Source organism: Comamonas sp. Tr-654, assembly GCF_011752915.1.
In the GTDB taxonomy this organism is placed as follows: Bacteria; Pseudomonadota; Gammaproteobacteria; order Burkholderiales; family Burkholderiaceae_C; genus Comamonas.
In genome coordinates, this window is sequence record NZ_VWWQ01000002.1 from 585,722 (window position 1) to 612,667 (window position 26,946).

Sequence of the window (26,946 nt, forward strand, 5' to 3'; positions counted from 1 at the left end):
CAGGCCGCTTCTTTTTTTTGAAAGGGCGCCGGCAGAGCACCTGACAGTCTCGTAAAAGCAGCATGCACTGTGCCTTTGGGCAGGACCGTCACAGGGCCTGAAGGCAGGAGGCAGATCAGGACTCCTTCTTGAGGATTCCGTAGCGCGCCAGGGTTTTCTCCCTCGCCGCCGCATGATCCACGACGGGCAAGGGATAGCCGCGGCCCAGTGTGATGCCTGCTTCAGCCATTTCCAGCGGCTTGGCCAGCCATGGAGCATGTCGCAGCTTGGCCGGCAAGGGCGTCAGCTCGGGGACGTAGCGCACGATGAACTTTCCGTCCGGATCGAACTTCTCGCTCTGGGTCACCGGGTTGAAGATGCGGAACCAGGGCTGGGCATCGCAGCCCGTGGAGGCCGCCCATTGCCAGCCGCCGTTATTGGCCGCCAGATCGAAGTCATTGAGCTTTTCGGCGAAATAGGCTTCGCCCCGGCGCCAGTCCAGACCCAGGTCCTTGACCAGAAAGCTGGCCGTGACCATGCGCAGCCGGTTGTGCATATAGCCGCTGGTATTGAGCTGGCGCATGGCGGCATCGACCAGCGGGTAGCCGGTGCGGCCCTCGCACCAGGCGGTAAAGAGGGCGTCGGCTTCGGCTCCCGTCTCCCATTCGATAGCGTCATAGGCTGGCTTGAAGCTGCGTTCCACGACATAGGGCTGGTGGGCTAGGATCTGGAAGTAGAAGTCGCGCCAGATCAGCTCACTGAGCCAGGTGGCCGCTCCTTCGCGCGCTGCGGCAGACCAGTCCTCGTTGTGTGCCGCCTCATGGGCGAGTCGAGCCAGCTCGCGTATCGACACGGTGCCGAAGCGCAGATGGACGCTGAGATAGCTGGGCCCCTTGAGGGCCGGAAAGTCGCGCGCCGCCTTGTACTGCGGCAGGCGCGGCAGAAAATCGGCCAGCAACTGGCGTGCACCGCTGACGCCGGTGGGTAGGCGCAGGCCGGCCAGCGTGTCCGGGGCAAAGCCCAGATCCGCAGCCGAGGGGAGCGGGCGGTGCTCGGTGTCCGGCAGGTCGGCCAGCTTGCTCGCCAGATTGCGCTCGCTGGGGTAGGCCGAGAGGTAGAACGGCGTGATTTTCCGCAGCCAGGCATTCTTGTAGGGTGTGAAGACCGAAAACGGCGACAGGCTCTGGGTCAGCACCTCGTCGCGCGCAAAAATGCGGTGGTCCTTGAAGCGCAGCAGCAACTGGCCCTGGGTCTTGAGGCTGCGCGCCACCTGGGCGTCGCGGGCAAGAGCCGCCGGCTCGTCGTCGTCGTTGCAGAAGACCGCACCCGCGCCCAGTTGCCGGGCCAGGGCCGGGATGATGTCCTGGGGCAGGCCGCGCCGCGTGATCAACCCTGCCTGCGGACGCCCCGTGGTCTCGCGCAGGGCCGCATCCAGCTCGGCCAGACTCTGGCAGATGAATTCCACGCGGCGGTCGGCGCGGGGCAGGGCGGCAAGAATGCTGTCGTCGAAGACAAAGACGCAATACAGCTTTTCACATTGCTGCAATGCGTGATAAAGGGCTGCGTTATCAGCCAGACGCAGGTCGCGCCGCAGCCAGATCAAGCCCACAGGGTAAGAAGGAGTCATGGATCGCCATTAAAATCTCTGCATGTCTGCAGAATCTGCGCCTATCAACTTGACGCACCACTTCCTGATTGCCATGCCCGGCCTGGAAGATGAGTCGTTTTCGCGCAGCGTTGTTTACCTGTGCGAGCATAGCGAGCGTGGCGCGCTCGGTCTGATTATCAACAAGCCCTCCAAGCTCAGCCTGCAAGGCCTGCTGCAAAAAGTGGATTTGGGTCTCAAACGCGATGATTTGCGCGACCAGCAGGTCTTTACCGGTGGCCCGGTACAGACCGATCGCGGCTTTGTGCTGCATGAGCCCATGGTCATCGAAGGCGCACCCGAGAACGAATCGGCCTATGCCTCGACCATGACCATTCCAGGCGGCCTGGAGATGACCACGTCCAAGGATGTGCTCGAAGCCCTGTCTGACGGTGCCGGCCCCAAACGCGTGCTGGTCACGCTGGGTTACTCCTCCTGGGATGAAGGCCAGCTCGAATCCGAAATCGGCGAAAACGCCTGGCTGACCGTGGAGGCCGACCCCGAGGTGATCTTCAGCACCCCGGTGGACGAGCGCTATGACCGCGCGCTGGGCCTGCTGGGTCTGCAGCGCTGGATGTTGTCCCCAGAGTCGGGTCGCGCATGAACGATATTTCCTCTTCCAACAAGGCCGCCGATGCGGCCTTTTCCTCGACTTTTTCCTCGGCCGAAAATGCGGCTGCCAAGCCTGCATCGGCGCCTGCACCCGCACCGCAAAAGCCCGAGGTGCCGGCCCATTTCCAGCAGTTCCTGGGCTTTGACTTTGGCATCAAGCGCACGGGCTGCGCCTCGGGCAACCGCGTGCTCGGCGGCGCCAACCCGCTGCCCACCATCAAGGCCGAAGGGGCGGATGCACGCCTGGCCGCGGTGGAGAAGCTGATCCGCGAGTGGCAGCCCAATGCCCTGGTGATAGGCGTGCCCTACCACCCCGATGGCGCGGCGCACGAGAACACCGCCCGGGCCCTGAAATTCGGCCGTCAGCTCAGAAGCCGCTTCAAGCTGCCGGTGTACGAGGTGGACGAACGCTACAGCACGACCGAAGCCCTGGCGGGTGGCGCACGCGACGCCGACGCGGCTTCGGCCTGCATCATTCTTGAACAGTTTTTGAGGAGTCTCCCATGAGTGAAACCATTGCCGGTCAGGGCAGCCTGATCCTGGACGCCGAAGCCCTGTATAGCGAGCTGCTGCGCGGCGTGCAGCGCATCATGGGGCCGAACACCCGTCTGGCGGGCATCACCTCGGGCGGTGCCTGGCTGGTCGAGCGTCTGCACAAGGATCTGAATCTCAAGGGCAAGCCCAGCGTGCTGTCTTCCTCGCTGCACCGCGACGATTTTGCCCAGCGCGGCATGGCTTCCAGCGCCCAGACACAGATCGCCTTCGATGTGAACGGCGCCGATGTGCTGGTGCTCGACGATGTGCTCTACACCGGCCGCACCGTGCGTGCCGTGCTCAACGAACTCTATGACTACGGCCGTCCCGCCAGCGTGCGACTGGCCGTCCTGGTGGACCGGGGAGGGCGCGAGCTGCCCATCCAGGCCGACTTTGCCGCAGCGCGCGTGGCGCTGCCGGCCGACCGTTCCCTGGCGCTGGCGCGCGACGAGGGCGGTGTTTTCCACTTCCGCATTCAAGAGGCCTGATCGTGCTGTACAAGCGCAACCCCCAACTCAACAAGAACGGCGAGCTGATCCACCTGCTCTCCACCGAAGGCCTGTCCAAGGACATCCTGACCCAGATTCTCGACACGGCCAGCAACTTCGTCAGCGTCAACGACCGTGAAGTCAAGAAGGTGCCGCTGCTGCGCGGCAAGAGCGTGTTCAATCTGTTCTTCGAGAACAGCACGCGCACCCGCACCACCTTCGAAATTGCGGCCAAGCGCCTGTCGGCCGACGTGTTCAACCTGGACATCGCGCGCAGCTCGGCCAGCAAGGGTGAGACCCTGCTGGACACGATCGACAACCTCTCGGCCATGGCGGCCGACATCTTTGTCGTGCGCCATAGCGAGTCGGGTGCTCCCTATCTGATCGCCAAGCATGTGGCTCCCCATGTGCATGTGGTCAATGCCGGTGACGGCCGCCATGCCCACCCCACCCAGGGGCTGCTGGACATGTACACCATCCGCCACTACAAGCAGGACTTCTCCAATCTGCGCGTGGCCATCGTGGGCGACGTGCTGCACTCGCGCGTGGCGCGCTCGGACATCCACGCCCTGACCACGCTCGGTGCTGCCGAGGTGCGCGTGGTCGGCCCGCGCACCCTGGTGCCCTCGGACATGGCCAGCATGGGCGTGCGCGTCTTCCACAATCTGGAGGAGGGCATCAAGGACTGCGACGTCATCATCATGCTGCGGCTGCAGAACGAGCGCATGAGCGGGGCGCTGCTGCCTTCGAGCCAGGAATACTTCAAGAGCTTCGGCCTGACCGAAAAGCGCCTGGAGCTGGCCAAGCCCGATGCCATCGTCATGCACCCCGGTCCCATCAACCGCGGCGTGGAGATCGACTCCGCCGTGGTGGACGGCCCGCAGGCCGTGATCCTGTCGCAGGTGACCTTCGGTATCGCCGTGCGCATGGCTGTCATGTCGATCGTCGCTGGTAACGAAGCCTGATGAAACATCAGGCCATCCCCCTGAGCGGCTGCGCCGCTTCCCCCTTCTCTCGCAGCGCTGCTGCGGGAAAGGGGACGACGCCCTCGCCGCGAGGCGGCTCTTGCTCGGCGTCTCATTCGACAGCTGGCCGGCACACAGGGCAGGGTGGCATTGGGTTCAATATGTTTTTTGTAGCTGCTAGCGCTTGTGTGACAAGGGCTGGAAGCCAATTTGGTGCCAAACCATGAAGATTTTGATTCGCAATGGCCGGGTGATGGACCCGGCACGAGGCTTCGACCAGCAGGCCGATATCGCCATCGATGGCAGCGTGATCGCCGGCATCGGCACGGTGCCCGATGGCTTTGTGGCCGAGCGTGAAATCGACGCCTCGGGTCAGTGGGTGCTGCCCGGTCTGGTGGACCTGGCCGTGCGCCTGCGCGAGCCCGGCCATGAGCATGAAGGCATGCTGCAGTCCGAGATGGCGGCTGCCGTGGCCGGTGGCGTGACCAGCCTGGTCTGCCCGCCCGATACCGAGCCTGTGCTCGACGAGCAGGGCCTGGTGGAAATGCTCAAGTTCCGTGCCGAGAAGCAGCACAAGTCGCGTTTGTTCCCCATGGGGGCGCTGACCGTAGGCCTCAAGGGCGAAACGCTGACCGAGATGGCCGAGCTGACCGAGTCCGGCTGCGTGGCCTTCGGTCAGGCCGATGTGCCGCTGTCCAGCATCACCACGCTGAGCCGTGCGCTGAGCTATGCCAACACCTTCGGCTATGCCGTGTGGCTGCGTCCCCAGGACAAGGATCTGGGCAAGGGCGTGGCCGCCAGTGGCGCGCTGGCCACCCGCATGGGTCTGGCCGGAGTGTCCGTGGCGGCAGAGACGATTGCGCTGCATACCATCTTCGAGCTGATCCGTGGCTCGCAGACCCGGATTCACCTGTGCCGCATCTCCAGCGCAGCAGGCGTGGAGCTGGTGCGCCGAGCCAAGGCCGAAGGCCTGAACGTGACCGCCGACGTGTCCATCAACTCGCTGCTGCTGACCGAGAACGATATCGGCTACTTCGACAGCAGCGCCCGTGTGGTGCCCGTGCTGCGCCAGCAGCGCGACCGCGATGCGCTGTCTGCCGCACTGGCGGACGGCACCATCGATGCGCTGGTGTCCGATCACTGCCCGGTGGATGAAGACGCCAAGGTGCTGCCTTTTGCCGAAGCCGAACCCGGTGCGACCGGCGTGGAGCTGCTGCTGTCCATCGCCGTGAAGTGGAGCCGCGACTACAAGGTGCCGCTGAACCGCGCACTGGCTGTCGTTACTTCGGCGCCCGTAGCCGTGCTGGGTAGTGCCCTGGGCGAGCAGCAGTCCCTGCTGGGCCAGCTCAAGGTGGGAGGAGTCGCTGATTTGTGCATCATCGACCCCGAGGCTGAGTGGACGGTCGATCCCAAGGCGCTGCAGAGCCAGGGCAAGAGCACACCCTTCAATGGCTACGAGCTGCCTGCGCGCGTGGTAACGACTATCGTTGACGGCGCTGTCGCTTATCAACGATAGGCTCCCCCTGAGCGGCTTTGCCGCTTCCCCCTCTCTCGATGCGTTGCTTCGGGAGGGGGACGACACCCTCGGTGCCTCTGACTTTGCATTGCGCCAGTTTTAGGCGCTTGCCGGTTTCAAGTTGGTGCAACTTGTGCGAGGCGAGTCGCTACACTCATCGGAAATCATGGCAAACGGCTTGCACAAAATCAGAACCGGCTTGCGCGCAGTCTGGCGCGGACTGCGTCTGCTGGCCCATGTGGCCAAGGGCGCCTGGATCGTGGCGTTTCGCTTTCCGCAGCTGCACTACCAGCAACAGCACGAGCATGTGCAGGCCTGGGCCGCAGCGCTGCTGCTGCGCGCCGGGGTGCAGTTGGAGGTCAGAGGCCTGCCGCCAGCCAAAGGGCCGGTGCTGATGGTCAGCAACCATATCTCCTGGCTCGATATTCCCCTGCTGCATGCGGCACGCCATTGCCGCTTTATCTCCAAGTCCGACGTCAAGGGCTGGCCCATCATCGGCACGCTGGCGACGGCAGCGGGCACGCTCTACATCCAGCGCAGCTCGCGCCGCGATGCAGTGCGTATGGTGGGTGCCATGGAAGAGGCCTTCAAACGCGGCGAAATCCTGGCCGTCTTTCCCGAGGGGACGACGGGCGACGGGCGCAGCCTGCTTTCGTTTCACTCCAATCTGCTCGAAGCCGCCGTGCAATGCGATGCGCCGGTGCAGCCCGTGGGGCTGCGCTTTGTCGACGGCAAAACCGGCGGCACCAGCTATGCCGCTACCTATGTGGGCGACGAGACCCTGCTGGGCTCCATCTGGCGCGTGCTTTGCTCGGACCAGCTGATTGCCGTGGTGCATTACGGCGAGGCTGAGACTGCCCAGGGACGTGACCGCCGCGCCTGGGCCAAGGACCTGCACACCGAAGTGGACAGGCTGCGCCAGAACTAGGTGCTCTGCCGGCGCTTTCCGCGGCCGGTCAAACCCGTGTAGGCTGCGCGCATGCACGCCAGAGTTTTGCGCTATCTCGATGAAGTGGTCCGCCGCGGCTCCATCCGCAAGGCGGCCGAGTATCTGCATGTGGCTCCCACGGCCGTGAACCGGCAGATCCTCGATCTGGAGGCCGAGCTGGGTGCGCCGCTGTTCGACCGCATCCACAATCGCTTGCGTCTGACGCCTCTGGGTGAGATGGTACTGACTCATGTGCGCAGCACCTTGCGCGAACATGCGGCGCTGCGCGAACGCATTGCCGACTTCAAGGGCATGAGACGCGGCGAGATCACTGTGGCGGCGACGTCCGGCCTGGCGGGCTCCTTGCTGCCATCGCTGGTGCATGACTTTCGCAGCAGCCATCCGGGGATGGTCGTGCGTGTCATCGACCTGCCCACCCAGGCCATCGTGTCTGCCGTGGAAGCCGGAGAGGTGGACCTGGGTCTTGCCTACGATCTGGCGCCGAGACCCGGTTTGCGCATGCTGGCAGCCAGCGAATGGCAGATCGGAGCCATCCTGCCGGTCGAGCACCCGCTGGCCCATCAGTCCTCGCTGCTGCTCAGCGAATGCGTGGGGCATCCGCTGATTCTGCCGGCACCGGCCCTGACCATACGCAGTCTGCTCAACGAAGCCTTTGCGCGCAGTGCCATCGAGGTGACGCCGGTGGCCGAGTCCACCTCCATGGCCTTGATACAGCGCCTGGTCATGCTGGGCGAAGGCATTGCCCTGCTCAACGCGCTGGATGTGCTGGAGGAGCTGGATCGCGGCTCGCTCAGTTTCGTGCCTCTGCGCGACGCACATCTGCAGCGCCAGACCCTGATGCTGTTCGTGCGCAAGGGCGCGGAGCTGAGTGCTGCTGCAGCACTCATGGCGGCAAGCATCGAATCCGCGCTGGCGCGGCTCTACGCCAGAAAACACTGATTCTTTGTCCACATTTTGTGGACATGGTTGGCGAAATTCAGCGCTATCGCGCACTTGGGTGGCTCTCTAGACTTGCGCTTCTTGTTTGGAGAGAAAAAACCATGACCCTGATAGCCCTGAATGCCGACGTATTGGTCACCATGGATGCGCAGCGCCGCGAGATCAAAGATGGCGCTCTGGTGGCGGACGGCCCGGCCCTGCTGTGGGTGGGCGCAACGGCCGAACTGCCGGCGCAGTATCGCCGCATGGCAGAAGAGGGCCTGGCGCGCGTGCTGGACATGCGCGGCAAGGTCGTGACACCGGGCCTGGTCAACACCCACCACCACATGTACCAGAGCCTGACGCGTGCCGTGCCGGCGGCCCAGGATGCCGAGCTGTTCTCGTGGCTGCAGAACCTCTACATGCTGTGGTCTCACCTGACGCCCGAGATGATCCATGTCTCCACCCAGACCGCCATGGCCGAGCTCATGCTGTCGGGCTGTACCACGACCAGCGACCATCTCTACCTGTTCCCCAATGGCTCGCGCCTGGACGACTCCATCGCGGCTGCTCAGCAGATGGGCATGCGCTTTCACGCCGCGCGCGGCTCAATGAGCCTGGGCCGCAGCAAAGGCGGCCTGCCGCCCGATGTGGTGGTGGAGGAGGAAGAGGCCATTTTGCGCGACAGCCTGCGCCTGATCCAGCAGTACCACGACGGCTCGCGCCACTCCATGCTGTGCGTGGTGCTGGCGCCTTGCTCGCCGTTCTCGGTGACCCGCGATCTGATGCGCGAATCGGCGGTGCTGGCGCGTGCGCATGGCGTCTCGCTGCACACCCATCTGGCCGAGAACGACAACGACGTGGCTTTCTCGCGCGAAAAATTCGGCCTTACTCCGGCGCAATACGCCGAGGACCTGGGCTGGGTAGGGCGCGACGTCTGGCATGCGCATTGCGTCAAGCTCGATCCCGAAGGAATTGCGCTGTTTGCGCGCACCGGCACCGGTGTGGCGCACTGCCCATGCTCCAACATGCGCCTGGCCTCTGGCATCGCGCCCATTCGCAGCATGCGCGATGCGGGCGTGCCCGTGGCCCTGGGTGTGGACGGCAGCGCATCGAACGACGGAGCCCACATGCTGGGCGAGGCGCGCCAGGCCATGCTGCTGCAGCGCGTGGGCTACGGCCCGGCGGCCATGAGTGCCCGCGAGGCGCTGGAAATTGCCACGCTGGGCGGTGCACGCGTGCTCAACCGCGACGACATCGGCGCGCTGGCCCCCGGCATGTCGGCCGACTTCGTGGCCTTCGACATGGAGGCTGTCGGCTATGCGGGCGCAGGCCATGACCCCGTGGCGGCGCTGGTGTTCTGCACACCGGCCAATGTATCCAGCAGCGTCATCAACGGCCGCGTGGTGGTCGAGGATGGATGTCTGCTGACCGCCGACCTGCCCGTGGTGCTGGGCCAGCACCGCAATCTTGCGCGCAGCCTGTTCGAGCGAGCAGCAGCAGGGCATTGAGACTTTTCGGTGACGGCCATCGTGGGTCCATTGCGATGGCTGGACATCGGTGTGAGAGAGATTCCAAGCCTTTGTGGCGCTGGAAGAAAAGTGGGCTCGGGACTGGTGTCAGGTGACTTGGAGTGCCAGAAGTTCTTTCTCGATGCCGGCCAAGCTATACGGCGCCGCGCATGGGCTGTATCGGCAACGGCATATGAGAACTCCCGGTTGCGTGCTTAGTCTTGTGGCCTTCGCGGGGAAGCCTATTCCCCGGCGATTGCATACCTAAAAAACAGGAGACAAGACCATGGAAAAACTGCTTTACGGGGTGGAAGACCGTCCGCCCAGCCTCATCACCACCACGCTGCTTTCGCTGCAGCATCTGCTCGCCGCGCTGGGCGGCATCATCGCCGTGCCGCTGGTGTTCGGCGGCGCGCTCAAGCTGCCGGCCGACCAGATCGTGGCCCTGGTCAATGCGGCTTTGCTGGGCTCGGGCGTCGTCACCATCATCCAGTGCCGCGGCGTGGGACCTGTCGGCATACGCCTGCCTTGCGTGATGGGTACGAGCTTTGCCTTTGTCGGCGCGGGCATCAGCGTGGGGCTGGAGCATGGCGTGCCGGGCATCCTGGGCTCCTCATTGGTGGGTTCGCTGGTGATGATCATCGGCAGCTTTTTCATGCCGGTGATCCGTCGATTCTTTCCGCATACCGTGACCAGCGTGGTTGTGACCATGATCGGGTTGTCGCTCACGCCCGTCGCCGTGGACTGGGCCGCAGGCGGCGTGGGCAGCGGCAGCTACGGCGCCGTGGGCAATCTGGCGATTGCCGGCTTTGTGCTGGCGCTGGTGATCGGCTTTGTGCAATGGGGCAAGGGCGTGATCTCGGCATCGGCCGTGGTGCTGGGCATTGCCTGCGGCTATCTGCTGTGCCTGGCCCTGGGCCTGATCGACTTCACCCAGGTGCGCGAGGCGCCGATCTTCGCGATTCCGCAGCCGCTGCATTTCGGCATGAGCTTTCCGGTGTCGGGCATCGTTGCCATGTCCATCGCCTTTCTCGTGACCATTGTCGAGACCACCGGAACATTCATGGCCCTGGGAGCGGCAACGCAGACGCCGATCCGCGGCAAGCGCCTGGCCAGCGGCATGTTGTGCGACGGCGTGGGATCGGCCTTTGCCGCCGTGATGTCGAGCCCGCCGGTTTCCACCTTTGCGCAGAACGTGGGCGTGGTTTCACTCACCGGCGTGGCCAGCCGCCATGTGGTGATGCTGACCGGCGTGATGCTGTTGCTGGCCGGCCTGTTCCCGGTGCTGGGCGCGCTGGTGGTGACGATTCCCCAGCCCGTGCTCGGCGGCGCGGGTCTGATGATGTTTGCCATGATCATCCTGGCGGGCGTCCGCATGCTCAGCAGCGCCGAGCAAACACGCCGCAGCGGTCTGATCATTGCGGTCTCGCTGGGCTGTGGTCTGGCCGTGACGGTGCGTCCCGATCTGCTCTCCAAGATGCCGGCCTTTGTGCGTGAGGTCTTTGGTTCGGGCATCACCGTGGGTGCGCTGGTGGCCGTGGGCCTGAATCTGCTGCTGCCTGGGCGCGAGTTCGATGCGCACGAGGAAGAGCTGGAACCGGCGACGGCTGCTGTGGCCGCCGCTTCCGCTGCTGCCTGAAGCCTCAATGCTGTCCGTTCACAGCGTCATCTTGCTGTCGATGATGACCTTGCGCCAGCGCGCAAGGTCTTTGACGATCAGATCGCCAAAGACCTTGGGTGTGCTGGGCATGGGCTGGGCACCTTCGCTTTGCAGGCGTTCCAGAATGGCCGGGCTTTTGAGCGAAGCATTGATCTGCTGATTGATCCTGGCGACCACATCGGCAGGCATGTTGGCCGGGCCGACCACGCCATACCATTGGTCGGCCTCGAAGCCGGGCAGGCCTGCTTCGGCCACGGTGGGCACATGGGACAGCGCAGGGATGCGCTGCGGTGACGACACGGCAATCGCCTTGATCTGGCCTGCGCGGATCTGCGCAAGCACGGCGGGAATGCCGGTGAACAGGGCCTGAACCTGACCTGCCACCAGATCATTGACGGCGGGCGCCGTGCCCTTGTAGGGCACATGCTGCATCTTCAGCCCTGCTTGCAGGCTCAGATAGGCCATGGTCATATGCGCGGCGCTGCCGTTGCCGCCCGAGCTGAAGTTCACCGCTCCGGGATTGGCCTTGGCGTAGCTGATGAACGATGCCAGATCATGGACCGGCAGCGAAGGATGCACGACCAGCACATTGGGCACACGCGCCACCCAGGCCAGGGGAGTAAAGCTCTTGATGGGGTCGTAAGGCAGTTTGGGGTAGAGCGTGGGGGTGACGGCCAGCGTGCCCACATGGCCCATGAGCAGGGTGTAGCCATCGGCACCGGCCTTTGCCACGCGGTCCGCGCCAATGCTGCCGCCCGCGCCGGCAACGTTTTCCGGCACCACGCTCTGGCCCCAGGCGAGGGTCAGCTCGTGACCGATGGCACGTCCGAGAATGTCGGCAGAGCCGCCTGGAGTGAACGGAATGACCAGGCGTATGGGCTTGGCGGGGTATTTGGCATCTTGCGCCAGGGCCGTGCCGGCCAGCCCGCCCAGGGCGGCTGCTGCAGCCCATTGGCTCCATTGGCGACGGGTCAGCGCCAGGGGCTCGCGCTCGGTGAAAGCGGTCATTGATGTCTCCTCTCGATGTTTTGCAGACAGTCTATGAGATGGCGCGCGGCCCGGCTCTGGCGCTGCCGGCATAGCTGCTATGCAGCGACTGCGGGCAAAGCCGGGCTCGCTACACTGCAGCCATGAATACAAGTACAGACACCCCCGTGAATCGTCCCGATATCACCATCTTCCACAACAACCGCTGCAGCAATTCGCGTGGCGCACTGGCATTGCTGCGCGAGCGTGGCATCGAGCCCAATATCGTGGATTACCTCGCCACGCCACTGACTGCGCCCGAGCTGGCCGAGCTGGTGGCGCACTTGGGCGTGCCTGTGCGTGACTTGCTGCGCAGCAAGGAGGCCCAGTTCAAGGAGCTGGGTCTGGACAACGCCGCTGTCGGCGATGTGCAGCTGATTCAGGCCGTGGCTGCGCATCCGGTGCTGCTCAATCGCCCCATCGTGGTCACGCCCAAGGGCGCCAAGCTGTGCCGTCCGCCGGAGCTGGTGCTGGAGCTGATCTGAGTGAGGCGAGTCTCGGGCGCAAGAGGCCTGAGGTCACGGGGCGGCAAGTGTGGGCGGATTCCGATTCAGGAGCCTTGCTGAAAGCCGCGAACGCCTAAGTCTCGCCTAAGTGTGGATGGTCAAACTTCCCTTCAATGACACCGATCCGGTGCTTTTCTTTGAAAGGATGACCATGAACACAATTCTGTCCACGCCTCGCCGACTGGTGATGGCCCTGGTGGCTGCTGGTGCGATTGGCGCATTGGGCGCCACCGGTGCCGGTCTGGTGGGAACCCGCAGCGCAGCCCAGGCCACCGAGTCTGCAGTGGTTGCGCAGCCCGCAGCGCTTAACCTGCCTGCGGTGAATGCTCCCAATTTTGCGGATATCACGGCGCGTAATGGCGCGGCCGTGGTCAATATCAGCGTGGTGGGTTCCTCTCGTGCCATGAGCGACGATGAAGGCGACCAGGCCAGCGAACGTCAGCAACAGGGCCCAGGCATCAGCCCTGACGATCCCTTCTTTGAATTCTTCCGCCAGTTCGGCATTCCGGGCATGCCCGGTGGTCAAGGCATGGGGCCGCGTGCGCAGCAGCCCGATACACCCATGCGCGGACAGGGCTCGGGCTTTATCGTGTCCAGCGATGGCGTGATTCTGACCAACGCCCATGTGGTGCGCGGAGCCAAGGAAGTGACGGTCAAGCTCAACGACCGTCGTGAGTTCCGGGCCAAGGTGTTGGGAGCCGATCCCAAGACCGATGTGGCGGTACTCAAGATTGAGGCCAGCGGCCTGCCAACGGTCAAGCTGGGCCAGACCAGCCAGTTGCGTGTGGGGGACTGGGTGCTGGCGATAGGCTCGCCCTTCGGTTTTGAAAACAGCGTGACGGCCGGTGTGGTGAGTGCCAAGGGGCGTTCTCTGCCTGATGACTCCTTTGTGCCTTTTCTACAGACGGACGTGGCCATCAACCCCGGCAACTCCGGTGGCCCGCTGTTCAATGCTCAGGGCGAGGTCGTGGGCATCAACAGCCAGATCTACACCCGCTCGGGGGGCTATCAGGGGGTGTCGTTTGCGATTCCCATCGAACTGGCTACCCGTGTGCAAGAGCAGATTCAGACAACCGGCAAGGCACAGCATGCCAAGCTGGGCGTGAGCGTGCAGGAGGTCAACCAGGCCTTTGCCGACTCCTTCAAGCTGGACAAGCCGGAAGGTGCATTGGTGGCCAGTGTCGAAAAGAACGGCCCCGCCGCCAAGGCCGGACTGGAGCCCGGCGATGTGGTGCGCAAGGTGGATGGCAAGCCTGTGGTCGGCTCCGGCGATCTGCCAGCCTTCATCGGTCAGTCCCTGCCCGGGCAGAAAGTGACGCTGGAAGTCTGGCGCAAGGGTGAATCCAAGACCCTGAGCGCGACCCTCGGAGATGCCAGTGACAAGGCGGTGAAGGTGGCCAAGTCCTCACCCGATGGTGACAAGGGCAAGCTGGGTCTGGCACTGCGCCCCCTGCAGCCCGAGGAGAAGCAGCAGATCGGCGTGGATTCCGGTCTGCTGGTGGCTCAGGCCAGCGGTCCGGCTGCAGCCGCAGGCATCAGCCAGGGCGATGTGCTGCTGTCCATCAACGGCGCCCCCGCCGGAAATATCGACGAGGTGCGGGCCGCAGTCGCCAAGGCGGACAAGACCGTGGCCGTGCTGATCTGGCGCGATGGCAACAAGATCTTTGTGCCGGTGCGACTGGGTTGACTGGCGCCTTGACTACGCAGAAAACCGCAACCGTTCCGGTTGCGGTTTTTCTTTATCTGATTCTATTGATTCAAAACAAAAAACATCTAAATAAATGATTTTTAAGAGGATTTCCCCATGTTGTTGTCATGTTTTCAGGAGTAACAAGTTGCTGGGGATGTAATGCCATAGACTGCCGGCCAAAACATTCATTCGCCTTTTTGGCGCCATGCGGTGGCGATTCGGTGTGACCGCAAACAAATCGTGACGGCCCTCGAAGCAGGCGCTGCGAAGGGGACATTCTTGGATCAGCAACACAGTCTGCAAGTGCAAGGCCTGGGCGCTTCATTCGGTCCACGAGTGGTTCTGGCCGAAGTGGATTTCACACTGCCGCAATCAGGCGTAACCGCTTTGCTGGGTCCTGCGGGCACGGGCAAGTCCACGCTGCTGCGCACGCTGGCTGGACTGAATGGGGGCAATCCGCGCTTTCGCAGCTGGGGGCTGGTGGTCTATGCCGATCAGCCATTGCACATGCCTTTGAGCGCCGATGGCGAGCAGGCCTTGCCTCGCCTGGTGCAGCAGCATGCCAGGCTGATGCGCGCCAACACCCTTGATGCGCTGATCGAGAAGGCGCGCCAGAGCGAGTCACGTGCGCCACTGCAATGGCGCCATTGGGTGAGCGAGCAACTGCAGCACTATGGCCTGGCCGAGCTGGCCCAGGTGCTGGACAAGCCCACCATGCTGTTGAGTGCGGTGCAGCAACGTGCCGTGGCCATTTTGCGCGAGGCCTGGGCCAGGCCGGCGGTTTTGATGATCGACGAGCCCACGGCCGAGTTGGAGGGCTATGAGGCATTTTTGCTGCTGGACGTGATCAAGCAGATCGGTCAGCACCGCAGTGTGCTGCTGGTCACGCACCAGCAGCAGCATGCCCAGGCTGCTGCGCAGCAGATGCTGTTGCTCGCTGGTGGGCGTATCCAGGAAACTGCGGCAATGGCGGAGTTCATCCAGCATCCGCTCAGTGCTGCCGGTCAGCAGTTTGTGCGCAGCGGCAGCTGCGCCGTCCCCATGCCAGGAACGCCTGTGCATGAGCTGGCCGACGACGTGCTGCCGCCGCCTCCCTTGTCTGCACCAGCCCTGGCCGCCATTGCTGAATTTGTCGACCCGCACATATCGTCTTCAGCCGCAAGCGAGGTCGTGGAACATGTGCTACCTACGCCAGAGCCTGTATCGGCGGCGCCTCGGCCGGTCGCGGCCGCAGCGCTTGCGGCATCTGAAACGACCGCTAGAGACCGTTATCAGCCTCGCCCCGTCAATGCGGCCGTGCTGATGGAAATGCAGCCATTGCAGGCTGCTGAAAATGCCGTGCCAGCCAGCCGTGGTCCGAACGGATTTTCCTGGCTGGTGCCAGGGCGGCTGGCAGGTACTCCCTGGCCGGGTGTGGTGCACGACATGGACGCCGATCTCAAGGCCTTGGGCCGCTGCGGCGTCACCATGCTGATCACGCTGACGGAGAGGGATTTTCCGCAGGAAGCGCTGGCCCGCAACGGGCTCAGGAACTTTCACCTGCCGGTCTATGACCACGAGCCGCCGACCGTGGCGCAGATGCAGATGCTGCTGGCGCGCATGTCTGCCGCCCTGCGTCGTGGCGAGGTGCTGGCCGTGCACTGCCTTGCCGGATTGGGGCGCACCGGCACCGTGCTGGCTGCCTGGCTGGTGCGCGAGGGCCTGACTGCCGAAGAGGCTTTGCGTCGCGTGCGATTGATTGACGCGCAGTACGTGCAGTCCGAGGCGCAGGAAGCGCTGCTATATGAATTCGAAGACGCATTGCTGCAAAAGATGGCGTGATGTTTTCAAGACCGCTATCGCATGTTCCCTGCCGGCTGGCAATGGGTGCATGACGCGAAGAATAAGCAATAGGAAAGAGAGAACCCAATGAGTTTGGATGCTGTGTTGACGCAGGCCGTGGCTTCGGTGCCTGAATGTCTGGCCGCCGGTTATGTGGATGCTGCCTCGGGCATGCTGCTATCGATCCGCACCGTGGATTCCCACCCGCGCGAAGTGATTGATCTGGTGGCGGCCGCCACGGCCGATCTGTTCAACGGCCCCAATGTCTCCATGATCGAGACCTTGTTCAAGCGTTCGCGTGGCATTAGCGATGACGGCCATCACTATTTTCAGGAAATCATCATCAATAGCGATAACCTGATTCATGTCTTTCTGCGCAGCAAGGCCGTGCCCGACTATGTGGCCGTCTTTGTCTGCCGCCGTACTGCCAATCTGGGCATGGCATTGACCAAGGCGCGCATGGCGATGCCGGGCATCGAAGCTGCGGTGTAACCGGCAGCCCTTCATGTGAGGTGTCGGCTTGCCCGCCTGGCGTGAGGCTGCATCGCTTGCCACCTTTCGTCTTGCCGGCATGCAGGCTGCTTGCGATGCACCCTTTGTTTCTGGTACTGGGCATTCCCGCTGTAGCGGCGCTATCCTTGCGCCATGCGTTTACTGCTCGTTGAAGATGACACCATGATCGGCCAGGCCGTGCAGGCACTGCTACGTGGCGAAGGCTATGTGGTGGACTGGGTTCAGGACGGAGCCCGGGCCGATACGGCCTTGCGCGGGCATCAGTACGATCTGGTTCTGCTCGATCTGGGGCTGCCGGAAATGGACGGACTGCAGGTGTTGCGCCAGTTGCGTGCGCGCAAGGACGCAACGCCCGTGCTGGTCGCCACAGCGCGTGATGGGGTGCGTGATCGCATTGCCGGGCTGGACGCAGGGGCCGATGACTATGTCATCAAACCCTATGACATGGATGAGCTGCTGGCCCGCATTCGTGCGCTGGCACGCCGCGCGGCCGGGCATCTGGAGGCTGTGTACGAGCATGGCGGCATCATGCTGAACCCCAATACCCGCGAAGCCAGTGTGAATGGTCAGCCGGTCACCCTGTCAGGCCGTGAATGGGCAGTGCTGCAGGCATTGCTGGCAAGGCCCGGGGCCACGCTGTCGCGCCAACAGCTCGAGGACAAGCTCTACGGCTGGGGCGATGAGGTCAGCAGCAATGCCGTGGAGGTCTATATCCACGGGCTGCGTAAAAAGCTCGGTGCCGCAGCGGTGCTCAATGTTCGTGGTCTTGGATATATGGTGCCCAGACCATGAGCAAAAACCAGGCATTGAAGCGGCTGAAACTGCCTGGTTCGCTGGGCGGACGTCTGCTGCTGTTCATCGGCATGGCGATTTTGCTGGTGGCTGTTCTGCAGGGGGTGTTTGCCTATCGCAATGCTCTGGAGCAGACCGATACCTTGTTCGACTACCAGATGCAGCAGACGGCGTTTGCGTTGCGAGCGGGTCTGCCAGTCGATGTCAAAGGCCGGGCGCAGGGGACGCGGCCCGAAGATGAGAACAACGAATTCATCGTGCAGGTCTGGACCAATGAGGGCCTGAGAATCTTCGAGTCGGCCCTGGGCGAGGCCTTGCCACAGATGGCAGTGCTGGGCTTTGCCGATGTGCCGGCGCGTGGCACCACCTATCGTGTGTTCTCGCTGCAGACACGCTCTCAGGTGATTCAGATTGCCCAGGACATGCGCGTGCGTCAACTTCTGGCGCGCGCTGCGGCTTGGCGCAGCCTGCTGCCTGTGGTCTTGCTGCTGCCGCTGCTGGCTTTGGCTGTGTGGTGGGTGATCCGCCGTTCGCTGACGCCGGTGCAGCGGGTGCGCAGGGAGTTGGCCCTGCGTCAGCCTCAGGATCTGGCGCCGGTTGCGGAGCATGATTTGCCTGATGAAATGCGCCCTCTGGTGCAGGAGTTCAACAGCTTGCTGCAGCGCGTGCGCGAGGCTTTTGAGACTCAGCAGAATTTCGTGGCGGACGCCGCACATGAGTTGCGCTCGCCGCTGGCCGCCTTGCAGCTGCAATTGCAGCTGCTGCGCAAGGCAACGGACAGCGCCGAGCGCGAAGCGGCGCAGGCTCGCCTCGCGGAAGGCATCGAGCGCGCCAGGCGACTGGTGGAGCAACTGCTGGCATTGGCCAGGCAGGAAGCCAAGCCGCAGACCGAAGGTGCGCCGCTGGCCGACTTGCGTTTGCTGGTTGAACAGGCTCTGGTGGATGCCGCGCCGGCTGCCCAGGCCAAAGGGCTGGACATGGGTTTGAGTGAGGAGCCGCAGCAGCAGTGCTCATTCAGCGTGCCTGCAGACGCGGAGGCGCTGGCAGTATTGCTGCGCAATCTGCTGGACAACGCGATCAAGTACGTGCCCGCAGGAGGCCGTGTCGATGTGGGCTGGCTGCAGGACGAACAAGGCCGGGCACTGGTGGTGGAGGATTCGGGTGCGGGCATCGCCGCGGCCGAGCGCCAGCGCGTTCTGCAGCGCTTTGTGCGTGGCCAGGGTGCTGGTGGTATGGCCGGCGGCAGTGGACTGGGGCTGGCAATTGTGCAGAGCATTGCGAAAAGCAGTGGGGCTGAGCTTGTGCTTGACGAGTCACCGCAACTGGGCGGCCTGCGTGTCCGGGTCCTGTGGCCTCAGGCCTAGTCTGACAATCGATTGCTTGAAAATACAGGCGTTGAAATCCGGCTTTCATTGCATGATTGGCGAATCGTCTGAGCCACATGCAAGCGATGATGTCGAGACCTCAGACCTTGTTTGAGCCGCCTCACTTGTCGTGTGTTCCTTCCCCCAAATTGCACCATGCCATCAATTATTCAGCGCCTTTCCCAGACCGTATCCAATTCTCAGAATCTGCCCAGCTTCACGCGGCCTCTGCTGGAAATCATGGTGGAAGTGACGGATCTGGAGTCGGCCTATCTCACCACGGTGGATGAGGCAAACGGTATTCAGAATGTCCTGTACTCGCTCAACACGGGAGGGATGACGATTCCCGAAGGACTGGAGGTGCCATGGAACGATACCTTGTGCAAGCGCTCGCTCGATGAGGGGCGCAGCTATACCGACAATGTGGCCGAGTGCTGGGGCGACTCGGATGCAGCGCGCCAATTGGGTATCCAGACCTATGTGAGCACGCCCGTGCGCTTTTCCGATGGTGCATTGTTCGGCACTTTGTGTGCCGCCAGCGATCACTCCGTCGCGCTGGCAGGTGAGGCCGAGGAATTGCTGCGCCTGTTTGCCAAGATCATTGCGGGTTTTGCCGAGCGCGAGCAACTGGTGCGCTCGCTGCAGCATGCCAACGAGGAGCTGGCCTCGCTGGCCATGCTGGATGCCCTGACCGGATTGCCCAATCGCCGCTGCGTGACCGAGGAACTCAACCGGATCATCGCCCATTGCAGACGCACCCGTGAATGGGTACTGGTGGGATTCGTGGATCTTGATCGCTTCAAGCAGATCAATGATCAGTTTGGCCATGAAGCCGGGGATGCATTGCTGCGTGCCATGGCTGAGCAATTGCGAGCCGGCCTGCGCAGCAGTGACATGCTGGCTCGCTTTGGCGGCGATGAATTCGTCATGGTCGGCACAGGGCCCTTGCTCGATGAAGACGGTGACAGTGTGATCAGGGAGATGCAGCTTAGGCTGAGCGAGGCCTCTGTTACCAGCTTGCAACTGGCCGACGGGCGCAAGATCGACTATGCCGGAGCCAGCGTGGGCATGGTCTGCTTGATGCCCGATGAAACCGATGTGGACGATGCTCTGCAGAAAGCTGATGCCGCCATGTACAAAGTGAAGGCTGCAAGGCAGAGGCTGCCCGAGGCGATCTGAGCCGAGAGACTCCCGCGGGAGTCTTTTTTATGGTATTAGGCCAGCCCATCGATCCTGCGCAAGAGGGCATGCGCACAGGCCTGCCGTCTCGGTAATAATTGTTGGCGGAGGTATCGTTTGTGAAAAATTCTCTCGCTGAAGGTCTGGATTTCGAGGATATGTTCAACCTCGCCCCGGTATCGCTCTGGATGGAGGATTACAGCGGCCTCAGACAGATTTTCGATCAGTGGCGAGCGCAGGGGGTTAGCGATCTGCTGAGCTTCCTCAGAGAGGATCCGGAGCGGCTCAAGCTGTGCAGTCAGTCCTACAAGGTGCTGCGGGTCAACCAGTACACGCTGGACCTGTTCAAGGCCGCAGACGAGCAAACCCTGAAGAGCCGGCTGAACGAAGTCTTTCGCGGCGACATGCTCGACAGCATCATGAACGAGCTGCTCGCACTTTGGGACGGGGTGCTGAGTTTCGAGACCCGTTCGGTCAACTATGCCCTGGATGGGCGGCGACTCGATGTGCAGGTGAGGGCACGCGTACTGCCGGGCTACGAGCAAAGCTGGAGCCGGGTGCTGGTCTCTCTGGAGGATGTGACGGCCGAAGTGCAGAGCACGACGCGGCTGCAGAGCAGCGAGCAGTACGCCAGGGACCTTTTCGAGTACTCCCCGGTGTCGCTGTGGGTCGAGGACTTCAGCGTGGTCAAGCGCCTGATGGACGATGTTCGGGCGCGCGGGATCACCGACTTCAGGACCTTTCTGAAGGTGCACCCGGAGTTCGTGACGCGCTGCATGCAGGAAATCCAGGTCCTTGATGTCAATCGACAGACGCTGCAAATGTTCGGTGCTGATAGCAAACATCAGCTGCTGCAGAACCTTTCCAGGGTTTTCAGGGGCGAAATGTACGACTCGTTTGCCGAGCAGCTGATAGACCTTTGGGAGGGCAAGCTGGTGCAGCAGAGGGAAGTGGTGAATTACGGCCTGGCCGGTGATGTACTCCATATTCACATGGAGTTCGCCATCATGAGCAGCCACGCGGAAAAATGGGGCTTGGTGCTGCTGTCGCTGGTGGATATCACGGCCCGCAAGAAGGCTGAGGCTTACCTTGAATATCTGGGCAAGCATGATGTACTGACCCAGTTGCGCAACCGTGCTTTTTATACCGAAGAACTGAACCGGCTGTCGCGCAAGGGCCCCTGGCCCTTGTCCATGATCGCCATAGATATGAATGGCCTCAAGGTCGTCAACGACGAACATGGCCATACGGCAGGCGATGCCATGCTGAGGCGTATGGGAGAGGTTCTGACCAAGGCAGTCGATGCGCCGGCCTGCGCAGCCCGCATCGGTGGCGATGAGTTTGTCGTGCTCCTGCCGGGAACCGATGAGCGCGGTGCCGTAGCATTGCAGGAGCGCATCCTGTCCTTGCTGGAGCTGAACAATCAGTTCTATCCGGGGCACAGTATTCAAGTCTCGATGGGTCATGCCTGCGGCCAGGAGGGAACCTCCATAGAGAGCATTGTTCAGGGGGCTGACAAGGCGATGTATGCTGAAAAAGCACGCCTGTATCGGGACCAGGAGCGCGACAGGCGTGTGAGCCCTGCCTGAAATTGGGTTTGGAGGGGGCCGGCTTGGTCCGGATCGCTCTGCAGGCGTTGGAGCTGGCATCGTCCGCACGTATGGCCCAATGACTGCCGTAGTCCTGCTTTGTAACGTCAGGAGAGAAATCTATGAGAGCCACTGGATCCGCCTTGTTCATCGCCATCGCTGTCAGTGCCTGCAGCTCTACGCCGCCTCAAGATGCAGAGCGTGAAGTGGCCTTCAACTGTACCAATGGAGAATCGATATCGGTGCGTTTTTCGCCGGCCAGCAGCACGGCGGTCCTGATACGTGGCGGTCAAAGCGTGGAGTTGTCGCAGCAACCCAGCGGTTCCGGATTTGTTTACAGCAACGGACCCAACACCATTCGAGGCAAAGGGCCGGACCTGACGGTGGAGATCGGCCGCATGGTGCCGATTCAATGCAAGGCCCGTTGATACCGAGCTGCCTGTCATCGCTCCATCCCCCTTCCAGGTGCTCGGTCGTGGGTACAGATCTGCGGCAGCACTGCCTCTGATGCGGCAGGCCGGGTGAGAGACCGGCCTCTTTCGCGAATCTGATCGCCTTATGCTGTCAGCTGCTTCTGCAACTCTTCGATAAAGCATTGCGTGCGCTCCGAAGGGGCGGAATGGCCTGGCAGCGCCAGCACCACTTCTACGGAGCATTCGGGGAGAAAGGGCCTGATGCAGAGGCTCGAGGCAAACGTTGCCGCCACATAGGGATTCACGACTCCCAAGCCCGTACCTTGCGCAGCCAGGCAGCAGATGGTGGAGGAGTAGGTGGTTTCGACGGTCGAGCCGGGACGTACGTCATGCTCGAGCATGGTTCGCTGAAGCTGCAGGTAGATGTTGTCGTCCGAATTCAAGGTCAGCAGCAGCTGGCCCTCCAGATCTTTGACATGCAGGTTGCTGCGCTGCGCCAGCGGATGGTCTGGATGCATGACGCACACTGCCCGGGTCTGGTGCAGTACGCTTGCGTTGAGTTCGGGCGAGCCAATGGCCATGGTGCTGACCACTAGGTCGAACTGGCCGTGCAGCAGCCCTTCCCGAAGGTGCATGGTGCCTAGCGTCTGCAGGCTGATGTGGGTGCCCGGGTAGTAGGGCAGAAAGTTGTGCAGCGCCGCAGGAACAATGGACAAGCCCAGTGCCGGAGTGCAGCCTATGCGCAAGGTTCCGGCACCGAATTGCCGCAGCCCCTGCAGGTCGCGCTCTATGCGGTCCAGACCGACGAAGTGCTGCTGCACGGTCGAGAACAGCTCTCTTGCCTCTGCGGTTGGGCGCAGCCGTCCTTTATGCATATCAAACAGCTTCAGGCCCGCGCCTGTCTGCATCTGAGCCAGCAGGCGGCTGATGGACGGCTGCGTGGTGTGCAGCAACTGGGCCGCAGCGGTCGTTGTGCCGGTTTGCATCACGGCACGAAAGGCTTCGATTTCCTTAAAACTCAAGGGGCGTGGCATGGCGCAGGCGGTTCGATGGTGAGATGCAAGGGTATACCAGCTGCGTATAGGTAGGTTTGAAAAATGAATTTTTCTGAGTAGTGCTGGCTTTCTACACTGACTTCCAACGAAACAATGCATGCGCTTTCAGGCATCGAGAGCGCAGAAATAAATCCAAGGAGTCATTAGATGTTTGGCATTAGCGCTCGTCGCTCTCTGTGTCTGGGTGTGCTGGCTGCCGCAACGCTGGCAGGCATCGGTTCTGCCCGGGCTGAAGGAAGCTCTGCATATCCCAATCCTGCTCGTCAGATTCGCATCATCGTGCCGTTCACTGCAGGTGGCAGCTCGGACGTGCAGGCCCGCATGCTCGCCGACAGGCTGGGTCGTCTCTGGAACCAGCCTGTGGTGGTGGAAAACAAGCCCGGGGCTGGCGGTCATCTGGGCGGGAAATATGTGTCCGACCAGCCTGCGGACGGCTACACGCTGATGGTGGGGTCCATAGGGCTGCATGCTGCCTACGCTGTCTACAAAAAACTGCCTTACGACCCCGCCAAGGAGCTGCGCGTTGTCACCGTGCTGGCAGAGATGCCTCATGTGGTGGTGGCAACCCCCAATCTGCCAGTCAGGAACCTGCAGGAGTTGACCGCGCTTGCCAAGCAGGAGCCAGGCAGCATCAATTTTGGATCTGCAGGCGTGGGCTCGTCAGTTCATATGATGGGGGAGCTATACAAGCTGCAGTCCGGTGCTCCTATTGTTCATGTTCCCTATCGTGGCAGTTCTGCCGCGCTCAACGATTTGCTGGGCGGCCAGATCCAGCTGATGTTCGAGAACCCTCCGACAGTGCTGGCGCACGTCAAGGGCGGCAAGCTCAAGGCGCTGGCGGTGACCGGCAATGAACGCCTGGCGGCATTGCCGGATGTTCCGACGGCCAGCGAGGCCGGAATGAAGGACTATGTGGCCACGTCATGGACCACGGTCGCCGTGTCTTCCAAGGTGCCTCAGGCCGTGGTGCAGAAGCTCAGCGAAGACATCCGCAAGGTGGTCAATACGCCCGAGTTCCGCAAAGGGCTGCAGGAGCAGGGGATGAGTGCCGTGGCCAATACCTTGCCAGAAGCGCAGAGCTTTGTGGCCAGGGAAAAGCAGCGCTGGGATCAGGTGATCGCTGCCGGAAAGATCACGGCGAACTGACCAGAGCCGGGTCTCTGTGCAGGCCTGGAACCGCTTTCGAGTCGCAGCCCGACGCTGCGACGCTACTGCTTGACATCCGATGACTACTTCCTTTGACTCTTCCTTTGTTCCCTGCCGCCGCGTGGGCAGCAGCAGCCTGCATCACTTCTTCGGCTACTACAACAAGTCCAACTGGGACAGAAGCAATAGCCTGCTCGCGGCGCAGCAAACACCCTGGATGGACATCTATCTGACCCCAGAGGCCAGGGCCACGATCGGCTATTTCGACACCCAGGACGGCGACCGCTTTCACGCCGTGGGCGAGACCGGCGCCTGGAACTTTCAGATGGGTAGCCAGCTGCAATGGCTGGACGGTACCTCGGGCCGCAAGCTGATCTATAACGATCGCACGGGCGATATGGGCGCTCCTTACCCCGGCTTTGGCGCCGTGGTGGTGGATGTGGATACGCAAGAGCGCCGCGTTCTGCCCATGCCCGTGTACGTGGTGGCACCCAGCAGTGCCTGGGCACTGTCGGTCAACTACCGGCGTCTTTACATCACGCACGAAACCATTGGCTACAGCGAGCCGGGCCAGCCGTTTGAGTTGCCTCTAGCGCCCGCCGAGGATGGCATCTGGGGTATGGAGCTGGCGACAGGCGATGCCCGGCTGCTGGTCAGCTATGCGCAACTCAAGGCATTCCATCCTGTGGCGTCGATGGACAAGGCCATCCACTGGGTGAGTCATATCGAGGTCAACCCGGCCTCCTCACGCATCCTTTTTCTGCATCGCTGGACAGAGCGCGTGAAGGACGAGACCTGCTTTCTGCACCGCCTGATCACCATGAATCCGGACGGCTCCGACATGCGCTTGCTGGAGTGCTCCGATCATCCGCTGCCGCAACTGGCCGACGACTTCGATCCCGATGCCGTAGGCACGTTTGACTATGAAAAGTCGGAGTACCAGATCTCTCACCCGCTGTGGCAGGACAACGAGCACATCATCGTCTGGGGGCCGCATGCCGGCGAGATCCACTACCACCTCTATCACGATGTAGACGAAGGCGAGGTGCAGGTGATCGGCCGCGATGTGCTGGTGGAAAACGGCCATATGACCTTCTCTCCGGTCAGCACCCGCTGGATGCTCAGTGATACCTATCCAGACGACAGCACGCACGAGCGCTTTCTGTTCCTGTTTGACATGCAGACCGGCCAGCGTCGCAATCTGGGCAGCTTCTATGCCACTCCGGAACTGAGCAAGGAAAACCGCTGTGACCTGCACCCACGCTGGAGTCGGGATGGCAAGCAGGTCTGCATTGACTCTGTGCACGAGGGGCAGCGCCAGATGTATGTGCTGGATGTCTCGTCGATTGTGGATGCAGCCTGAAGATTGAAAGCAGCTCTATCGGTGATGAGGTTTTGGCGATCCGAGCTGCACTGTGCCTCAAGGGAGTGAAAGCTTTGGTGCCTGGTGGCTTCGTCTGCATGAGAGGTCTGCGGCGAAGCAGCCCAGGGCATAGAGGGCTGATATGCTTTTTTGCTGGAACACAGCAAGTGCGGCTGTGTTCCATGTGCTGGCGCTGCTCTCGGGGGCTGCAGACTTTGTTCTCGGCGTGTGGCGTGTACGAGCGCCCGGGTGACTGGGCTAGAATTTCTGCATCGGGAAAGCAGCCTCCCGTCACGCAAGGGTAGACGGTGTCCCGTCCAAGAGCTGGATATTCCCTATGGAGCTTTTATGGACACCGCTTTGCCCAGGCCCACCGATCCGGTTGCGCCGGTCTCTCTTTCTCTTTCAGAAGCGCTGCGTTTCTGGTTGAAGCTGGGCTTCATCAGCTTTGGCGGAGACCCGCAGGTCAAATAGCACTCATGCATGAGGAGCTTGTAGACCGTCGCCGATGGATTTCCGAGAAGCGATTTCTCCACGCCCTGAACTACTGCATGCTGCTGCCGGGGCCCGAGGCTCAGCAGCTTGCCACCTACCTGGGGTGGTTGCTGCATCGGACATGGGCGGCATTCTGGCAGGGGTTCTCTTTGTCCTGCCATCGCTGTTCATCATCATGGCTCTGGCCTGGCTGTATATGGCCCACGGCGACATGCCAGTCATTGCTGGCATTTTCTATGGCATCAAGCCCGCTGTGACGGCGCTTGTGGCACAGGCCGCCTACCGGGTGGGCTCCAGATCGCTCAAGAGCAGCTGGCATTGGAGCATTGCGGCAGCTGCCTTTCTCGCCATATTCACACTCAATATTCCGTTTCCGCTCATCGTCATTGCGGCTGCAGCCATCGGCTTCATAGGGGGAAATTGCGTCCCGAGGTTTTTGGTGGCTTCAGCCATGAAAAAGGCAATGTGCATCAGTCACTCGGGGCTGCATTGATCGACGACGACACACCCACTCCGCCGCATGCACGATTTTCCTGGCGAGGATTCTGGAGAGTGTCTTTCATCTGCCTGACGCTGTGGGCCAGCGTGATGGGCGTGCTCGCCATTGCGTTTGGTCTGGAGTCTGCCTTGGTACAAATGGGGTGGTTCTTCACCAAGGCCGCGCTGATGACCTTTGGAGGCGCCTATGCGGTGCTGCCCTATGTTTACCAGGGTGCGGTGGAGAACTTCCATTGGCTGACTGCGACGCAGATGATCGATGGCCTGGCTTTGGGAGAGACCACTCCAGGCCCTCTCATCATGGTGGTGTCCTTTGTGGCCTTTGTAGGCGGCTGGACCAAAGCGATCTTCGGGGCGGATTCGCTGCTGCTGGCCGGAGTCGTCTCCGCAGTGATCGTGACCTTCTTCACTTTTCTGCCGTCGTTCATTTTCATTTTGCTGGGTGGCCCCTTCATTGAGTCCACCCATGGCAAGCTGAAGTTCAACGCACCTTTGGTCGGCATCACCGCTGCGGTTGTGGGCGTCATCCTGAATCTGGCAGTCTTCTTTGCCTACCACGTCATCTGGCCTCAAGGCTTTGCAGGGCACATGGAGTGGCCATCGATTGCCATCGGGCTGGTAGCAGGCATCGCCTTGATCCGCTTCAAGATCAACGTCATCTACGTCATTATTGCGGCCGGGATGATGGGGCTGCTTATGCAATTTTGGAGATAGGCCAA

At 62.2% G+C, this 26,946-nt stretch carries 23 protein-coding genes and 1 pseudogene; 21 read left to right on the forward strand and 3 right to left on the reverse strand.

Going from position 1 to position 26,946, the window contains the following annotated elements:
* Positions 1 to 115 precede the first annotated feature (115 nt).
* Positions 116 to 1,606, reverse strand: coding sequence for a deoxyribodipyrimidine photo-lyase (locus F3J24_RS08310; protein ID WP_167004591.1), 1,491 nt, complete (start codon positions 1,604 to 1,606; stop codon positions 116 to 118).
* A gap of 22 nt (positions 1,607 to 1,628) precedes the next feature.
* Between F3J24_RS08310 and F3J24_RS08315 the strand changes: the two genes are divergently transcribed.
* From F3J24_RS08315 to F3J24_RS08355, 9 genes are all read left to right on the forward strand, one after another.
* Positions 1,629 to 2,228, forward strand: a complete 600-nt coding sequence (locus F3J24_RS08315) for a YqgE/AlgH family protein (RefSeq protein WP_003051525.1) — start codon at positions 1,629 to 1,631, stop codon at positions 2,226 to 2,228.
* A complete protein-coding gene (gene ruvX, locus F3J24_RS08320) occupies positions 2,225 to 2,743 on the forward strand; it encodes a Holliday junction resolvase RuvX (RefSeq protein WP_167004594.1) in 519 nt (172 codons plus the stop codon). Before F3J24_RS08315 ends, ruvX begins: the two co-directional genes overlap by 4 nt.
* Complete coding sequence (pyrR, locus tag F3J24_RS08325) at positions 2,740 to 3,258, forward strand: bifunctional pyr operon transcriptional regulator/uracil phosphoribosyltransferase PyrR (protein WP_003075383.1); 519 nt, start codon at positions 2,740 to 2,742, stop codon at positions 3,256 to 3,258. The genes ruvX and pyrR overlap by 4 nt, the downstream gene beginning before the upstream one ends.
* A gap of 2 nt (positions 3,259 to 3,260) precedes the next feature.
* Positions 3,261 to 4,223, forward strand: a complete 963-nt coding sequence (locus F3J24_RS08330) for an aspartate carbamoyltransferase catalytic subunit (RefSeq protein WP_003051536.1) — start codon at positions 3,261 to 3,263, stop codon at positions 4,221 to 4,223.
* Positions 4,224 to 4,446: 223 nt separating this feature from the next.
* Positions 4,447 to 5,739 (forward strand): dihydroorotase, encoded by a 1,293-nt coding sequence (locus F3J24_RS08335; RefSeq protein ID WP_167004597.1) that lies wholly within the window; start codon positions 4,447 to 4,449, stop codon positions 5,737 to 5,739.
* A gap of 166 nt (positions 5,740 to 5,905) precedes the next feature.
* Positions 5,906 to 6,667 carry a 1-acyl-sn-glycerol-3-phosphate acyltransferase gene (locus tag F3J24_RS08340; protein ID WP_167004601.1) on the forward strand — a complete coding sequence of 254 codons (762 nt, stop codon included), beginning with the start codon at positions 5,906 to 5,908 and terminating at the stop codon, positions 6,665 to 6,667.
* A 51-nt stretch (positions 6,668 to 6,718) separates the two neighbouring features.
* Positions 6,719 to 7,627 carry a LysR family transcriptional regulator gene (locus F3J24_RS08345; RefSeq protein ID WP_167004604.1) on the forward strand — a complete coding sequence of 303 codons (909 nt, stop codon included), beginning with the start codon at positions 6,719 to 6,721 and terminating at the stop codon, positions 7,625 to 7,627.
* 101 nt (positions 7,628 to 7,728) lie between these two features.
* Positions 7,729 to 9,117, forward strand: coding sequence for an 8-oxoguanine deaminase (locus tag F3J24_RS08350; RefSeq protein ID WP_167004607.1), 1,389 nt, complete (start codon positions 7,729 to 7,731; stop codon positions 9,115 to 9,117).
* A 286-nt stretch (positions 9,118 to 9,403) separates the two neighbouring features.
* On the forward strand, positions 9,404 to 10,756 hold the full coding sequence (locus F3J24_RS08355) for a nucleobase:cation symporter-2 family protein (protein WP_167004609.1): 1,353 nt from the start codon (positions 9,404 to 9,406) through the stop codon (positions 10,754 to 10,756).
* 18 nt (positions 10,757 to 10,774) lie between these two features.
* Here the strand turns inward: F3J24_RS08355 and F3J24_RS08360 are convergent, their stop codons facing one another.
* Positions 10,775 to 11,785, reverse strand: a complete 1,011-nt coding sequence (locus tag F3J24_RS08360) for a tripartite tricarboxylate transporter substrate binding protein (protein WP_167004612.1) — start codon at positions 11,783 to 11,785, stop codon at positions 10,775 to 10,777.
* A gap of 122 nt (positions 11,786 to 11,907) precedes the next feature.
* Between F3J24_RS08360 and arsC the strand changes: the two genes are divergently transcribed.
* The 9 genes from arsC to F3J24_RS08405 all read left to right on the forward strand — a co-directional run bounded on the left by arsC (position 11,908) and on the right by F3J24_RS08405 (position 21,685).
* Entirely contained in the window at positions 11,908 to 12,288 is a 381-nt protein-coding gene (gene arsC, locus F3J24_RS08365) for an arsenate reductase (glutaredoxin) (RefSeq protein WP_167004615.1), read from the forward strand.
* Positions 12,289 to 12,460: 172 nt separating this feature from the next.
* Entirely contained in the window at positions 12,461 to 13,996 is a 1,536-nt protein-coding gene (locus tag F3J24_RS08370) for a Do family serine endopeptidase (protein WP_167004620.1), read from the forward strand.
* 282 nt (positions 13,997 to 14,278) lie between these two features.
* Positions 14,279 to 15,820, forward strand: coding sequence for an ATP-binding cassette domain-containing protein (locus tag F3J24_RS08375; RefSeq protein ID WP_167004623.1), 1,542 nt, complete (start codon positions 14,279 to 14,281; stop codon positions 15,818 to 15,820).
* An 87-nt stretch (positions 15,821 to 15,907) separates the two neighbouring features.
* Positions 15,908 to 16,312, forward strand: a complete 405-nt coding sequence (locus F3J24_RS08380; protein WP_003051562.1) for a hypothetical protein — start codon at positions 15,908 to 15,910, stop codon at positions 16,310 to 16,312.
* 153 nt (positions 16,313 to 16,465) lie between these two features.
* Positions 16,466 to 17,125: a response regulator transcription factor gene (locus F3J24_RS08385; RefSeq protein WP_003051565.1), complete on the forward strand. Its 660-nt coding sequence runs from the start codon at positions 16,466 to 16,468 to the stop codon at positions 17,123 to 17,125.
* Positions 17,122 to 18,489 carry an ATP-binding protein gene (locus tag F3J24_RS08390; protein WP_167004626.1) on the forward strand — a complete coding sequence of 456 codons (1,368 nt, stop codon included), beginning with the start codon at positions 17,122 to 17,124 and terminating at the stop codon, positions 18,487 to 18,489. The genes F3J24_RS08385 and F3J24_RS08390 overlap by 4 nt, the downstream gene beginning before the upstream one ends.
* Before the next feature lie 156 nt (positions 18,490 to 18,645).
* Positions 18,646 to 19,668: a sensor domain-containing diguanylate cyclase gene (locus F3J24_RS08395; protein WP_167004629.1), complete on the forward strand. Its 1,023-nt coding sequence runs from the start codon at positions 18,646 to 18,648 to the stop codon at positions 19,666 to 19,668.
* A 119-nt stretch (positions 19,669 to 19,787) separates the two neighbouring features.
* Entirely contained in the window at positions 19,788 to 21,257 is a 1,470-nt protein-coding gene (locus tag F3J24_RS08400; RefSeq protein ID WP_167004632.1) for a GGDEF domain-containing protein, read from the forward strand.
* A 143-nt stretch (positions 21,258 to 21,400) separates the two neighbouring features.
* On the forward strand, positions 21,401 to 21,685 hold the full coding sequence (locus F3J24_RS08405) for an MliC family protein (RefSeq protein ID WP_240154284.1): 285 nt from the start codon (positions 21,401 to 21,403) through the stop codon (positions 21,683 to 21,685).
* 128 nt (positions 21,686 to 21,813) lie between these two features.
* Here the strand turns inward: F3J24_RS08405 and F3J24_RS08410 are convergent, their stop codons facing one another.
* Positions 21,814 to 22,704 carry a LysR substrate-binding domain-containing protein gene (locus tag F3J24_RS08410; protein ID WP_167004638.1) on the reverse strand — a complete coding sequence of 297 codons (891 nt, stop codon included), beginning with the start codon at positions 22,702 to 22,704 and terminating at the stop codon, positions 21,814 to 21,816.
* 168 nt (positions 22,705 to 22,872) lie between these two features.
* On the opposite strand from F3J24_RS08410, the gene F3J24_RS08415 reads away from it, so the two are divergent.
* The 3 genes and pseudogenes from F3J24_RS08415 to chrA all read left to right on the forward strand — a co-directional run bounded on the left by F3J24_RS08415 (position 22,873) and on the right by chrA (position 26,941).
* Positions 22,873 to 23,871: a tripartite tricarboxylate transporter substrate binding protein gene (locus F3J24_RS08415; protein WP_167004641.1), complete on the forward strand. Its 999-nt coding sequence runs from the start codon at positions 22,873 to 22,875 to the stop codon at positions 23,869 to 23,871.
* Between the two features lie 79 nt (positions 23,872 to 23,950).
* On the forward strand, positions 23,951 to 25,234 hold the full coding sequence (locus F3J24_RS08420) for a hypothetical protein (RefSeq protein ID WP_167004644.1): 1,284 nt from the start codon (positions 23,951 to 23,953) through the stop codon (positions 25,232 to 25,234).
* Between the two features lie 348 nt (positions 25,235 to 25,582).
* Positions 25,583 to 26,941: pseudogene (gene chrA / locus F3J24_RS25140) on the forward strand (chromate efflux transporter).
* The last annotated feature ends 5 nt before the right edge of the window (positions 26,942 to 26,946 follow it).